Raw genomic sequence first — 13,059 nt, 5'->3', positions numbered from 1 at the left:
CAGACTGAATAGTATGGAAAATTGCCGTTGTGGCCCCAGGGCATTTCCATCCGCTACGCCTTGCTCCGCCATGGCAGAGGCTATGCCAGCGCCTGGGCCAGAAAGTCGAGCAGGGCAGTCACGCGGCGGCTTGGGAATCCACCCTGGTGCACGGCGTACAGATCCACCGGCCCGGCGTCGAAATCCTCCAGCACCCGCTCCAGCGTACCGTCCTCAAGCTCCTTCTTCACGTCGCAGGAATTCTTGAAGGTCACCCCGATGCCCTGGTTGGCCCAGTACCTGAGCAGGTCGCCATCGCTGCCTTGGCGGTCGCCCCGCACCTTGACGTGAAACAGGCGGCCGTCCTCCCGGAACGGCCAGGCCACCAGCGGCGCGCCGGGGCGCGCCAGCACCAGGCAGTTGTGGTCGGCCAGTTCGCTGGGGTGGCGCGGGCGGCCCCTGCTGTCCCAGTAGGCCGGGGTGGCACAGACCAGGCGCCTGCCAGGCATCAGCAGCCGCGCGCGGTAGCCCGAATCCGGCAAGGGGCCATAGCGCAGGGCCACATCGATGTGGTCTTCGATCAAATCGAGGTTGCTGTCGCTCAGCAGCAGGGTGAGCGACACCTCGCCATGCTGGGCCTGGAAGGCGTCCAGCAGCGGCAGCAACTGCGCCCGGCCGAAGTCGTTGGTCGACGTCAGTCGAATGGGGCCTGAAAGCACGCGGTCCTGCCCCAGCCCGCTCAGGCTTGCATCCCACTCGGCAACGATGCGCCGTGCATCGCCAAGCAGCACTTCGCCCTCATGCGTGAGCGCGAGCTGGCGGGTCGAGCGCGCCATGAGCCGCGTCTGGAATTCCAGCTCCAACTGGTTCACCGCCAGGCTCACCGTGGACACGGCAATCGACCGCTGCCGGGCGACGGACGAAAAACTACCACTCTCGGCCACCGCCACGTACAGGCGCAGCGCATCGATGCGATCCATTTTTTGATTTTCTCAAAAAGTAATTTGCAAGTTGGATGGATTGTGCGCCAGAAGGCAGGTAAATACCATGGATGCACCTTCTACCCATAGCGCCCCTGGCGTCCACAACATGCACATCCAATTCAAAAACCGCAAGGTTCTGGTGACCGGCTCGACCCACGGCATCGGCCTGGCCACTGCACGCGGCTTTCTCGATGCCGGGGCCACGGTGGTCATCAATGGCCGCACCCAGGAGGGCGTAGACGCGGCGCTCGAGCGGCTGGGGGGCAACGCGCGGGCCTCTGGCTTCGTGGGCGACCTGTCCCAGCCACAGGCTGCCGATCGCCTTCGGCAAGAACATGCGGATTTCGACATCCTGGTGAACAACCTGGGGGTGTTCGGACCCCAGGACTTCTTTGAAACACCCGACAGCGAGTGGGACCGCTTCTTCCAGACCAACGTGATGTCCGGCGTGCGGCTGTCCCGGCAGTATGCGCAGGGGATGGTGCAGCGCGGCTGGGGCCGCATCGTCTTCATATCGTCCGAGTCCGCGCTCAACATTCCGTCGGACATGGTGCATTACGGCTTCACCAAGACGGCGCAACTGGCCGTGTCCCGCGGCCTGGCCAAGCGCCTGGCCGGCACGGGGGTCACGGTCAATGCCGTCCTGCCAGGGCCGACCCTGTCGGAGGGGGTTGCAGAGATGTTCCAGGCCGAAGTGCAGCGCACCGGCGCCTCCCTCGAACAGGTCGCGGCCGACTTCATTGCGACCCACCGGTCCTCTTCCATCATCCGCCGCGCAGCCCATGTGGACGAGGTGGCCAACATGGTGATCTACGTCAGCTCCGAGCAGGCCTCGGCCACGACAGGTGCTGCACTGCGCGTCGACGGCGGTGTCGTCGACAGCATTGTCTAGCTCCCACCCCTTTCTCACGCCATCGAAGCGGCGCACCGGGCGCGCTTCGGTATTCCTTCGTCCTTTCAATGGAGAAAACCATGTCTGAAGCCGTCATCCGCGCCATCGAAGCCCAGCGCACCACCAACCTGTTCGATCCCACCCACCGCCTCCAGGACGCGGAGATCACTGAACTCGTGCGGCTCGCCACCTTGGCGCCCAGCTCCTTCAACCTGCAGAACTGGCGCTTCATCGCCGTGCGAACCCCCGACGCGCAGGCCCGCCTGCGCAAGATCTCCTGGGACCAGGCGAAGATCACCGACGCGGCGGTGACCTTCATCGTCGTCGGCAAGATGCCCGACTTCCAGAGCCTCGCCGAGCGCCTGGCTCCGGCGGTGTCTGCGGGCTTCTTTCCGGCCGACATGGTGCCGGGCTGGCAGGGGGCCGCCAAAAGCCTCTACGACGGGCAGCCCCAGCGCTCCCGCGACGAAGCCGTGCGCACCGCCACCTTCGGCGCCGCGACACTCATCCAGGCGGCCCAGGCCAAAGGCTTGGGCACGGCCCCGATGATCGGCTTCGATGCCGAGGCGGTTGCCCGCGAGTTCGGCCTGCAGGCGGATGAGGTACCTGTGCTGCTGCTGGCCGTCGGCAAGGCCATGCCGACCAACTGGCCGCGCAAGCCCCGGCAGGCGGTGGATCAAGTGCTGCACCTGGTTTGAATCCCCTTCGCGCGCAGAAGTGCCGACCTTCTTTCTCCGCGCGCCGTTGCAAGGGCCGTGCAGGGTGGCCTGGATTGCCGCCGGGGCAAACGCTGCCTGTTACGAAGACTTGCACGAATGAGGGCGCCTGCGCCACGCGTGAACGGCTCTGTGGGGCCTATCCTTCCTGACTCGAAAGGGAGGGAACACAATGATCCAGAAGAATGCAATCGCAGCCGCCATTGCCATCACCGCCGCCATCGCCGGCTCACTGCCGCAGGCCCATGCGCAAACGGCTGCAGCCGTGCGCGACGTCGCTGTCGTGGCCGAGGCCGACGGCCCGCAGGCCGCGCGCCTCGGTGCCTTGGTGACCGAGGGCATCCGCAAGAGCAGCTCCATGCGCTACAAGGAGCCTGCGGCCAAGGCGCAGCTCACCGTGCGCATCGCCACCATGTCGGCGCAGGACGCGGGCTCCATCGTCTATTCAGCAAGCTGGGTTTCCACCGGCAAGGACACCCTGATCGACCGGCAACTGGCCACCTGCGATGTGGAGCGCATCGCGGCGTGCGCCGAGGCGGTGGTGGCCAAGACGGATACGGTGCGCCAGTCGCTGGCTGGCAAGCAGTAGGGCGGCCAAGGGCGTCGCCGAGCCGGTACTGGCGAAAACGCTCCAGCACCGCAGGCGGCCTGGCACTGGTGATGCAGATGTTGGTGTACAGCAGGATCATGGGGTGATCTCTGCGCGCATCTGGTCGTCAGGCTGCTGGCGCTCCAGCACAAAGCCTAGCTCGGCCTGACTGGAAAAGGCGTGCAGTGTCCATGGAGGGCCCCTTTCGGACGGTGACTATCCATGGTGGCTACCAAAAGCCGGCTCGTCAAAGCGACGGCTATTCCAGCCCCCGCCCCATCAACACCTGCACCCTTGGCACCCCCTCGGTCTGCCCCGCCTGCACGGCCCGCACCAACGCCCGCGCCACGTCGGCGCCCGGGCGGGCGCGGTAGTTGGCGGGGATGATCGGGTCGAGCAGCTTGAAGGCCCGGATGGACAGCGACTCGGCCGCGCGTGGCGCCTGGCCCAGTGCCTGGCGCTCGCCCAGCAGCAGGGAGGGGCGCGCGATCACCAGCGTGGCGAAGCCCAGGCTCTTGAGCACCTGCTCGACCTCGCCCTTGACGCGGTTGTAGAAGATGCGGGAGTGGGCGTCGGCGCCCATGGCGGTGACCACGCCGCAGCGGGTGGCACCGGCTGCCAGCGCGGTGCGTGCCGTGGCGACCACGGCATCCAGGTCCACGGCGCGAAAGGCCTGCTGGCTGCCGGCGGCCTTGATGGTGGTGCCCAGGGTGATGTACACGTCGTCCACGTGCTCGGGCAGGCCCGGCACGATAGGCTTGGTGCACAGCGTGGCGAAGTCCACGGCATGCAGGTGCAGCCGTGGATGGGGTGGCAGGTCCGGCGCGCGCCGGCCCTGGGCATGCAGCACATGCACCTCGGGCGGCGCACCACCCCCCGCCGCCGGGGAATTACCTTCCGTAACCGCCGCGAGAACCGCCCGGCCCACGAGACCCGTTGCCCCGGCCACCACCGCCACCACCATAGCCGCCACCTCCAGAGTTGTTGCCACCACGATAACCGCCGCCGCCACGGCGGCCACCGCCGCCCATGCTGTCCACGCTGGTGCGCATCGGATCAGGCTGGCCGCCTGCACCGCCGCCGGCATGGCCGGAGCTGCGGTGGCCTGGATTGGCGTGGCCCATGTGGGTGCCCAGGTGGGCATTGGGGCGTGGTGGCTGGTCGTCGTAGCGGTTGCCGCCACCACCACCTTCGTAGCCACCACCACCGCCGCCGGAGCGACCGCGCGCCGGGGCCTGGCCGCCGGCGCGTGCACCGCCGCCCTGGCCGCCGCCACCGCCAGCGCGTGCGCCGCGCGGACCATTGCCGCCGCCACCGCCATTGGCCGAAGCACCACCGCCGGAGCGGCCGCCACGGCCACCGCCGCCGCCACCTCCACCATTGCCGCCACCGGCGCGGGGGCCGCGGTCACCGCCACCACCGCCGCCAGCACCCTGGCCGGCCTTGTTGGTGCGGATGCGTTCCATCATTTCGCTGCGGGCGGCCTTGGCGGCAGCCTGCATCACGTCACGGCTCGGGGGCTTGCCGGCGCCGCCCCAGATGGTCTGGCGGCCCATGGCGATGGGCTCGGCCTTCTCGCCGGGTTCGGGGCCGAAGCCTTCGATGACCTGCACGGGGATCTGCTGCTTGGTGAAGCGCTCGATCTCCATCATGAAGCCTTCTTCGTCCATGCACACCAGGCTCACGGCTTCGCCGCTGTTGCCGGCGCGGCCCGTGCGGCCGATGCGGTGCACGTAGTCTTCCGAGACGTTGGGGATTTCGTAGTTCACGACGTGCGGCAGCTCGTCGATGTCGATGCCGCGGGCCGCGATGTCGGTGGCCACCAGGGCGCGGATGTCACCGCTCTTGAAGCCGGCCAGGGCCTGCGTGCGGGCGCTCTGGCTCGTGTTGCCGTGCAGGGCCATGGCATTCACGCCGTTCTTGGTCAGGAACTCGGCCACGTTGTTGGCGCCGAACTTGGTGCGGGTGAACACCAGCACCTGGCTCCAGTTGTGCTGCTGGATGATGTGCAGCAGCACCTGCTTCTTCTTGCCGCGGCCCACGGGGTGGATCACCTGGGTGATGCGCTGCACGGTGGTGTTGCGCGGCGTGACCTGGATGCTCTGGGGGTTCTTGAGCAGGGTGTTGGCCAGCTCGCGGATCTCGTCGCTGAAGGGGGCCGAGAACAGCAGGCTCTGCTTGTCGCGCGGCACCAGGGCCAGCACCTTCTTCACGTCGTGGATGAAGCCCATGTCCAGCATGCGGTCGGCTTCGTCGAGCACCAGCACTTCCACCGTGGACAGGTCCAGGAAGCCCTGCTGCTGCAGATCCAGCAGGCGGCCGGGGGTGGCCACCAGGATGTCCACGCCGCGCTTGATGCGGTCGATCTGCGGGTTCATGCCCACGCCGCCGAAGACGACGGTGGAGTTGATGTCCAGGTACTTGCCGTATTCGCGCACGGACTCTTCCACCTGGGCGGCCAGTTCGCGGGTGGGGGTCAGCACCAGGGCGCGGATGCCCTTGCCGCCGAACTTGTTCTTGGGCACCTTGCCCAGCGAGAGGCGGTGCAGCATGGGCAGGGTGAACGCGGCGGTCTTGCCAGTGCCGGTCTGGGCGCCGGCCAGAAGGTCATGGCCTTCCATCACGGCGGGGATGGCCTGGGCCTGAATGGGCGTGGGCGTCTCGTAGCCCGTTTCGTGTACAGCCTTCAGGATGGCAGGAGCCAGGTTCAGTTCGTCAAATGTCATGTCGTTGAATGCGCCCGTCCGGGGCGCCGGGTATCGGCCTGTCGTGCAACCGGGGAGGTTGCCGAGCCAGTCTCAAGCCGATGAGGTTCAAGGGTGGGAGCCCAGAAGTTGCTTCTTTCGTCCCCAGCAGTGTGCTGATGCGGCAGGCAACTGGAGCCCGCCGCGGAGCGTATTGTCGCATGGCCTGATAATCTCCCCCTGCACGCAATCATTTTTTGCAAAACAAACTCTCCTTGCAGGTTGGAACCCAATGGCCCAATACGTTTATTCGATGAACCGCGTCTCCAAGACTGTGCCGCCCAAGCGGCAGATCTTGAAGGACATCTCCCTGAGCTTCTTCCCCGGCGCCAAGATCGGCGTGCTGGGCCTGAACGGCTCGGGCAAATCCACCCTGCTCAAGATCATGGCCGGTGTGGACAAGGAAATCGAAGGCGAAGCCATCCCCATGCCCGGGATCAAGATCGGCTACCTGCCCCAGGAACCACAGCTCAACAACGAGCACACCGTGCGCGAGAGCGTGGAAGAGGCCATGGGCGAAGTCTTCGCCGCCAAGGCCAAGCTTGAAGAGGTGTACGCCGCCTATGCCGAGCCCGATGCCGACTTCGACGCCCTGGCCGCCGAACAGGCCCGCCTGGAAGCCGTGATCGCCACCGCCGGCACCGACTCCGAGCACCAGCTCGAGATCGCCGCCGACGCACTGCGCCTGCCCCCATGGGAGGCCAAGGTCGGCCTGCTGTCCGGCGGTGAAAAGCGCCGCATCGCGCTGTGCCGGCTGCTGCTGTCCAAGCCCGACATGCTGCTGCTCGACGAACCCACCAACCACTTGGACGCCGAGTCCGTGGACTGGCTCGAGCAGTTCCTGCACCGCTTTCCCGGCACCGTGGTGGCCATCACCCACGATCGCTACTTCCTGGACAACGCGGCCGAGTGGATCCTGGAACTCGACCGCGGCTACGGCCACCCCTACAAGGGCAACTACAGCACCTGGCTGGACCAGAAGCAGGCCCGCCTGGAGTCCGAGAACAAGGGCGAGGAAGCCCGCGCCAAGGCCCTGAAGAAGGAACTGGAGTGGGTGCGCCAGAACGCCAAGGGCCGCCAGGCCAAGAGCAAGGCGCGTATCGCCCGCTTCGAGGAACTGAGCGACTACGAATACCAAAAGCGCAACGAGACGCAGGAAATCTTCATCCCCGTGGCCGACCGCCTGGGCACCCAGGTGATCGAGTTCCACAACGTCACCAAGTCCTTCGGCGACCGCGTGCTCATCGACAACCTGTCCATGACCATCCCGGCCGGCGCCATCGTAGGCATCATCGGCCCCAACGGTGCCGGTAAATCCACCCTGTTCAAGCTGATCGCCGGCCGCGAGCAGCCCGACAGCGGCGAAGTCGTGATCGGCGCCACGGTGAAGATGGCCTTCGTGGACCAGCACCGCGATGCCCTGTCGGACGACAAGACCGTGTGGGAAGACATCTCCGGCGGCCTGGACATGATCAACATCGGCAAGTTCACCATGGCCAGCCGGGCCTATGCCGGGCGCTTCAACTTCAACGGCGGCGACCAGCAAAAGAAGGTGGGCATGCTGTCCGGTGGTGAACGCGGCCGCCTGCACCTGGCCAAGACCCTGATCGCCGGCGGCAACGTGCTGCTGCTCGACGAACCCTCGAACGACCTGGACGTGGAAACCCTGCGTGCGCTGGAAGACGCGCTGCTGGAGTACGCCGGCACAGTGTTGGTAATCAGCCACGATCGCTGGTTCCTGGACCGCATCGCCACCCACATCCTGGCCGCCGAAGGCGACAGCCAGTGGACCTTCTTCGACGGCAACTACCAGGAGTACGAGGCCGACAAGAAGAAGCGCCTGGGCGAAGAGGGCGCCAAGCCCAAGCGGATGCGCTACAAGGCGTTGAAGTAGGCTCCCCCTGAGGCGCTGCGCGCCTCGGTGCCTCCGCCAGAGGCGGCAGCCCTTCGGGCACGTCCAAGCCTGCGCAGGCAGGCTTGGAGCCGCGGCCCTCAGCCCCCTGAGGGGGACGCTCCCAGCGCGGCGGGGCGGCCCTTGCGCGGGAGCGCTGGCCTTGGGCGCGCCGGTTTACCCGCCGTGGCGAGGCGGCCCTTGCATGGGGCGCTGGCCTGGGACGCGCCGGTTTTGGTCGCTGCCATTCCTGAATCCCGCCTTCTTTCGTGGGGGGGTAAGGATATGTAAAGACGCTGCCTGCCGCCGGTGACTCTGTGGCCACCGGCCGGCGGGGATTTGTGCACAGGGTCTTCAGGTCAAGTAGGATTGCAGCTGGAAACGATTTTTCGGTTTTCCCCTTTCCGCTTGCCCTCATCCGACCCATGTCCCAGTCCGCGTCCCGATCGAGAACCGTTTTCCGTGCCTGCGTGGTCAACGCCGTGCGTGGTGGCGAGGCGCTCATGGAAAAGCTGGTCGCGGTCACCCGCAGCGCGCTGACCGCCGAAGAGAGCACCGTCCGCAACATCCAGCAGCGCAACCTGGCCAGTGACAGCCTGCGCCTCTTGGGCCAGCACGAGGCGGCCCTGGTCAAGGGCTATTCCATGGCCCTGCTGGAAATATTCGCCGAAGGCCCGGCCGCCGCGCCCGGCAGCAAGGCGCGGCCTGCCGACGACATGGGCATGGACTTCGGCGAGCTCTCGCTCATGGACGAGAGCGAGGTGCAGAACCAGGTGGAGCTGGCCCGTGCCCAGCAACTGGCCGCGCACGCCACCGAGGCGGTGCTGGCCGAGCTCAACACCCTGGTCAGCTCGGCCCAGGGCCTGCGCAGCGTGCAGCCCGAGCGCAACCCGCTGCGGCCCGAAAGCTATATCCGCGCCCTCCAGCAGGTGGTGGGCGAGACCGGCGTGAACGCCGAGGTGCGCGGGCTGTGGATGCAGCACATGCGCGACCTGCTGGGCAAACTGCTGGTCGACGAATACAAGGGCATGGTCAAAAGCCTGCGCGACAACGGCGTGGAGCCCGTGGGCTACGCCGTCGTCGGTGCACCCGGTGGCCGTACCGGCTACGGCGGCCTGCAGGGCGGCGGCCACAGTGGCAATGGTGGCGGCTATGTCGGCCATGGCCACGGCGGCCCCATGGCCGGCCCCAGCGGCTATGGCAGCCCGGGCTACGGCAATACTGGATATGGCAACACCGGCTATGGCCGGGGCGGCTATGGCGGCGGCAACAACAACAACTGGAGTGGCGACCCCAACAACAACTGGAGCGGCGAGCCCCAGATGCCCCCCATGATGTCGCCGCAGGCCGCAGCCGCCGAAGAGGCGCTGCTCACCGTGGGCATCCTGCGCCAGATGCTGGCCGGCGGCGACCCGTTCGACCCGCGCTCCTATGGCGGCGGTGGTGGCATGCCTGGCATGGCCGGCGTGGTTCCCTCGCAGCCCGCCAGCATGCATTCGGGCCTGGGCGGCAGCAGCGGCTACAACAACCCGGCGGTTGCGGCAGCGGCCGAGGCCATCGAGGACATGGCCCAGCTCGAGCGCCTGGTCGGCCGCCTGGCTGGCGGGCCGCAGGTCGCCGCCGTGGCGGCCGTGCCCCAGGTGGTGCCCCAGGCCGGCTGGGCTTCCACCGTGCCCGGCACCGCACCGCAGCAGCTGTACACCGTGCCGGGCCGGCCCTACCAGCAGATCTATACCGTGCCCGTGGTGGCCCCGCACGACCCGCCGGCCATGGCCGCCGAAGTGGTGGGCCGCATGATGGAGAACATCGCCCGCGATTCGCGCCTGCTGCCGTCGGTGCAGCGTGCCGTGCAGAACCTGGAGCCCGCGCTCAAGCACCTGGTGCGCCGCGACCAGAGCTTCTTCACCGAGCCCGGGCACCCTGCGCGCGTGCTGCTCGACGAGATGACCCAGCGCAGCCTGGCCTTCCCCGACGAGAAGGCCCCCGGCTTCGCCCGCTTCAGCCGCCTGCTCAACGAATCCGTGGGTTACCTGGCCGGCATCGAGATCAAGGACGCCACGCCGTTCGAGACCGTGCTCAAGGCCCTGCAGGCCGCCTGGAACTCGCAGGCGCAAAAGGCCAAGGCCCGCCAGGTCGAGAAGGACAAGGCCCAGCTGCAGGCCGAGCAGCGCCAGATGCTGGCCGGCAAGATCGCCGCCGACATCCGAAAGCTCCCCGACCTGGAGCGCGTGCCCGCCGACGTGCTCGACTTCGCCGCCGGCCCCTGGGCCGAGGTGGTGGCCCTGGCCCAGGTCTCGCAGGCCGATGGCGGCGAGGACGACCCCGGCGGCTACCTGGCCCTGGTGCCCGTGCTGCTGTGGAGCGCCCAGCCCGAGCTCACCCGCACCGAGCCCGACCGCCTGTCCGAAGCCATCCCCGGCCTGCTCGTCAAGCTGCGCGAGGGCCTGCAGACCATCGAGCACCCGGCCGCCAAGACCAGTGCCTTCCTGGAGCGCCTGGTGGGCCTGCACCAGGATGCCTTCGAGCGCGCCAACTTCGCCAAGATTACCCTCGACCCCGAGGACTCCCGCGCGCCGGACTCGCGCGACCCCATGGACTCCGTGGCAGCGGTCGCTGGCTACGACGACAGCGCCCAGGCCCCCGTGGACAGCGCTGCCCCGGCGGTGGCGCCAGCGGCCCCGGCCGAGCCGTATGCCGAATTTGTCGTGGGCGCATGGGTCGAGCTCATCACCAACGGCCGCGCCGTGCGCACCCAGCTCACCTGGACCAGCCCGCACGGCACGCTGTTCCTCTTTACCGCACCGGACAACAGCACCCAGTCCATGACGCGCCGCATGCGCGACAAGCTGGCCGATGAGGGCTCCCTGCGCGTGGTGCCCGCTCCCAAGGCCCGGCCCCCCGCCCCGGCCGCCACGCGCGCAGGCGGCATCGCCACCACCCGCGGCAGCCTGCCCGCGCCGCTGGAAACCGCGCGCGGCAAGCTCGGCGGCGCGCCCAGCAGCAAGCAGGCGCCGCTGTCATCGGGCAAGCCGTCGTCGTCCAAGGGGCGGTAGGCCTTCAGAACCTGTTTGTGATCTCCCAGGGGGCGCGGCGGTCTTGGCGGGTGGTGTGCAAGGCGCGGTAACTCGGCTATTGGAAAGCGCCGCAACGCCGCAGACTGGCCGCCAAAGCCGCTGCCCTTCGGGTTGGAGCGAAATCGGGCCGATGTATCCGGAATGTTTGGCGCCCCGGCTGCTTGCATGGGCACCAGCCCCAGCGGCGCCGGAAGAACGCTTGGGTTATTGCCCGAAGCCAGCCTGCCGCAGGCTGCTTATCCGGCCTGACTCTCCTTCCGGGTCGCCTCGGGTATCAGCGCATCGTCGCATTCCTGGTGGCCTTTCACGGGCAGCAGCAGGTACTGGTGCTGCTGGCCCGCCAAGTGGCCCAGCACGACGGCGCAGCGCATCTTGCTGGCCGTCTGCGCCATCTTTTCGTCCGCAAACTCCAGGGTGGCTTCGAAGCCCGACATCAGCAGACCCGGTTGCTGAAAAGCCTGCACCACGTCCGGCCTCTCGGTGCTCACAAGCGACTGCAGGCGGACCTTGATGTCCGGGGAGGCGACGCCCATCACCATCTTGCGGCCGGTGCCCAGGGTCGGCGTCCAGCCTTTCACCCGCATGTGGCGGCCTTCGACGGTGATCGAGTCGATCGAGCCCCCGTAGCCATGCGCCACGCGCGGGGGCGGGGCGTCGATGGGGAAGGCATGCGTGGCATTGGCCAGGTGGGCTTGCAGTATGGACTCCTGCTCTTCGGTCGGCCGGCTGTCCAGCGGCACCAGGCACAGGCAGCCTTCGTCCCATACGCGGACGCGGGCGCGCTCGGCCGCATCGGCCGGTTCCCTGCGCACCAGCGCCGGCTCGGGGTGGGTCTTGCCAGGCTCCAGGCGCTTGAGCGCCGCGTACGCATACATGATCTGGATGCTGGTGGAGGTCGCGGAGACGAGTTCGTAAGGCACCAGCAATTGGCCGGGCGGCGGGTTCAGCGCAAAGGCATAGTGGGTGTCGAACATGGTGTTGGCGGCACGGTCCTCCTCGCGCTGCGCCAGGGACTGCATCCCCACTGCCGCGGCAAAGACGAGCCAGGCCGCGGCGTGCCATCGCCCCAGGGCGGCGGGCCACTTCAGGCTCCACAGAGCGCACAGGGCCACCCAGGGCGCCCACAGGTAGCGCGTATGGCCGACCGGGTCCACGCCAGGCTGCACCACGAAAAGCAGCGGAAAGACCACCACCACGGCGACGGCGCCCACCCCCACCAGCATGGCCAGGCGCCCGCGTGCCGGCTGTGCGGCCAGGCCAGCCACCAGGCATGCCAGGCACAGCAAGGCCGCGGTGATGCCCAGCACCCCGTCGCCCACCAGACCGCTGACGAGCAAGTGCAGCAGCTTGGCTGCGAATGCGGGCAGATCCGGCCAACTCCCCAGTGCGCTGCCGTGGTACCCCCCCATGCCGGAAAACACGCCGATGCGCAGCACGGCATAGGCCCCGGCCACGGCCAGCGTGGGCAGCGCGAAACGCCAGCGCGCCATGTTCCAGGACGGGTCCCACGCCGAAGGCGGGCCCGAAACGGGAGGCGGGCCCGAGACGGCAGGCGCACCGGCAGCCCCAGGCGGCGAACGCCCAGGCAGCGGCAGCAGCAGCGTCAACGCGACCCAGGGGACATAGATCTCCTTGCACAGCGCGGACAGCAGGTAGAACGCCGCGGCCAGCAAGGCCCAGCGCCACTGGGCCCGCTGCACGGCATGCACATAGGCCCACAGGCCCAGGCAGGCGAACAGCAGCCCGTCCAGGTAATGCCCCACCATCAGCTGCTGCGCCATGTGGGCCGACGGGGCGCCCAGCAGCAGCAGGGCCGCAGGCAGCAGCGCCTGCCAGCGCCCCAGCCAGTGGCGCAGCAGCAGGTACAAGCCGCCCGCTGCGCCGGCCAGGGACAGCAGGTGGTGCAGGTAGTAGGGAAACGGGTCCAGGCCGAACAGGGCATGGTTGACCTGGTACATGAACAGATTCCAAGGCGCCACCTGGTTGCCCGACGCCACCCGGGTCACCTGCGGGTCGAAGAACACCGACCACGGGCTGTACATGCTGACGTTGAACAGGTGCAGGCCATCGTCCCAGCGCCAGTAGCCCTGCAGGGCGCTGCTGTGCAGCGCGAAGCTCAGCAGGCACAGGGTGCCCAGCACTGCCAGATTGCGCCTCCAGGGACTTGGTGGGGGTGTGGCCTGATTCTGCA

At 68.1% G+C, this 13,059-nt stretch carries 9 protein-coding genes; 5 read left to right on the top strand and 4 right to left on the bottom strand.

Annotation, left to right across the window (positions count from 1 at the left end):
• Positions 1 to 80: 80 nt before the first annotated feature.
• Positions 81 to 959 (bottom strand): LysR family transcriptional regulator, encoded by an 879-nt coding sequence (locus tag ACK59X_RS12075; protein ID WP_409957563.1) that lies wholly within the window; start codon positions 957 to 959, stop codon positions 81 to 83.
• A gap of 109 nt (positions 960 to 1,068) precedes the next feature.
• Here ACK59X_RS12075 and ACK59X_RS12070 point away from each other — a divergent pair, with 109 nt between their 5' ends.
• The 3 genes from ACK59X_RS12070 to ACK59X_RS12060 all read left to right on the top strand — a co-directional run bounded on the left by ACK59X_RS12070 (position 1,069) and on the right by ACK59X_RS12060 (position 3,159).
• Complete coding sequence (locus ACK59X_RS12070) at positions 1,069 to 1,854, top strand: SDR family NAD(P)-dependent oxidoreductase (protein WP_409957562.1); 786 nt, start codon at positions 1,069 to 1,071, stop codon at positions 1,852 to 1,854.
• Between the two features lie 80 nt (positions 1,855 to 1,934).
• On the top strand, positions 1,935 to 2,552 hold the full coding sequence (locus ACK59X_RS12065) for a nitroreductase family protein (RefSeq protein WP_409957561.1): 618 nt from the start codon (positions 1,935 to 1,937) through the stop codon (positions 2,550 to 2,552).
• A 190-nt stretch (positions 2,553 to 2,742) separates the two neighbouring features.
• On the top strand, positions 2,743 to 3,159 hold the full coding sequence (locus ACK59X_RS12060; RefSeq protein WP_409957560.1) for a hypothetical protein: 417 nt from the start codon (positions 2,743 to 2,745) through the stop codon (positions 3,157 to 3,159).
• A 259-nt stretch (positions 3,160 to 3,418) separates the two neighbouring features.
• On the opposite strand, the gene ACK59X_RS12055 is transcribed toward ACK59X_RS12060, so the two are convergent.
• Together ACK59X_RS12055 and ACK59X_RS12050 are read right to left on the bottom strand one after the other, a co-directional pair.
• Positions 3,419 to 4,015, bottom strand: coding sequence for a nucleoside-diphosphate sugar epimerase (locus ACK59X_RS12055; protein WP_409957559.1), 597 nt, complete (start codon positions 4,013 to 4,015; stop codon positions 3,419 to 3,421).
• Between the two features lie 34 nt (positions 4,016 to 4,049).
• Positions 4,050 to 5,885: a DEAD/DEAH box helicase gene (locus ACK59X_RS12050; RefSeq protein ID WP_409957558.1), complete on the bottom strand. Its 1,836-nt coding sequence runs from the start codon at positions 5,883 to 5,885 to the stop codon at positions 4,050 to 4,052.
• A 250-nt stretch (positions 5,886 to 6,135) separates the two neighbouring features.
• Here ACK59X_RS12050 and ettA point away from each other — a divergent pair, with 250 nt between their 5' ends.
• Positions 6,136 to 7,797, top strand: a complete 1,662-nt coding sequence (ettA, locus tag ACK59X_RS12045) for an energy-dependent translational throttle protein EttA (RefSeq protein ID WP_409957557.1) — start codon at positions 6,136 to 6,138, stop codon at positions 7,795 to 7,797.
• A 422-nt stretch (positions 7,798 to 8,219) separates the two neighbouring features.
• Positions 8,220 to 10,847 (top strand): DUF1631 family protein, encoded by a 2,628-nt coding sequence (locus tag ACK59X_RS12040; protein WP_409957556.1) that lies wholly within the window; start codon positions 8,220 to 8,222, stop codon positions 10,845 to 10,847.
• A gap of 257 nt (positions 10,848 to 11,104) precedes the next feature.
• On the opposite strand, the gene ACK59X_RS12035 is transcribed toward ACK59X_RS12040, so the two are convergent.
• The gene (locus ACK59X_RS12035) at positions 11,105 to 13,009 is read right to left on the bottom strand and encodes a hypothetical protein (protein ID WP_409957555.1); all 1,905 of its coding nucleotides are present in this window, start codon (positions 13,007 to 13,009) and stop codon (positions 11,105 to 11,107) included.
• Positions 13,010 to 13,059: the final 50 nt, after the last annotated feature.

Source organism: Acidovorax sp. (assembly GCF_046339755.1).
Lineage (GTDB): Bacteria > Pseudomonadota > Gammaproteobacteria > Burkholderiales > Burkholderiaceae_C > Acidovorax.
The sequence above is the reverse complement of the archived record's forward strand: the minus strand, read 5'-3'. Positions and strand labels throughout refer to the sequence as shown.

Coding starts and splice junctions, on each gene's coding strand:
- ACK59X_RS12075 (WP_409957563.1), bottom strand. CDS start 959: ATGGATCGCATCGATGCGCTGCGCCTGTACGTGGCGGTGGCCGAGAGT.
- ACK59X_RS12070 (WP_409957562.1), top strand. CDS start 1,069: ATGCACATCCAATTCAAAAACCGCAAGGTTCTGGTGACCGGCTCGACC.
- ACK59X_RS12065 (WP_409957561.1), top strand. CDS start 1,935: ATGTCTGAAGCCGTCATCCGCGCCATCGAAGCCCAGCGCACCACCAAC.
- ACK59X_RS12060 (WP_409957560.1), top strand. CDS start 2,743: ATGATCCAGAAGAATGCAATCGCAGCCGCCATTGCCATCACCGCCGCC.
- ACK59X_RS12050 (WP_409957558.1), bottom strand. CDS start 5,885: ATGACATTTGACGAACTGAACCTGGCTCCTGCCATCCTGAAGGCTGTA.
- ettA (WP_409957557.1), top strand. CDS start 6,136: ATGGCCCAATACGTTTATTCGATGAACCGCGTCTCCAAGACTGTGCCG.
- ACK59X_RS12040 (WP_409957556.1), top strand. CDS start 8,220: ATGTCCCAGTCCGCGTCCCGATCGAGAACCGTTTTCCGTGCCTGCGTG.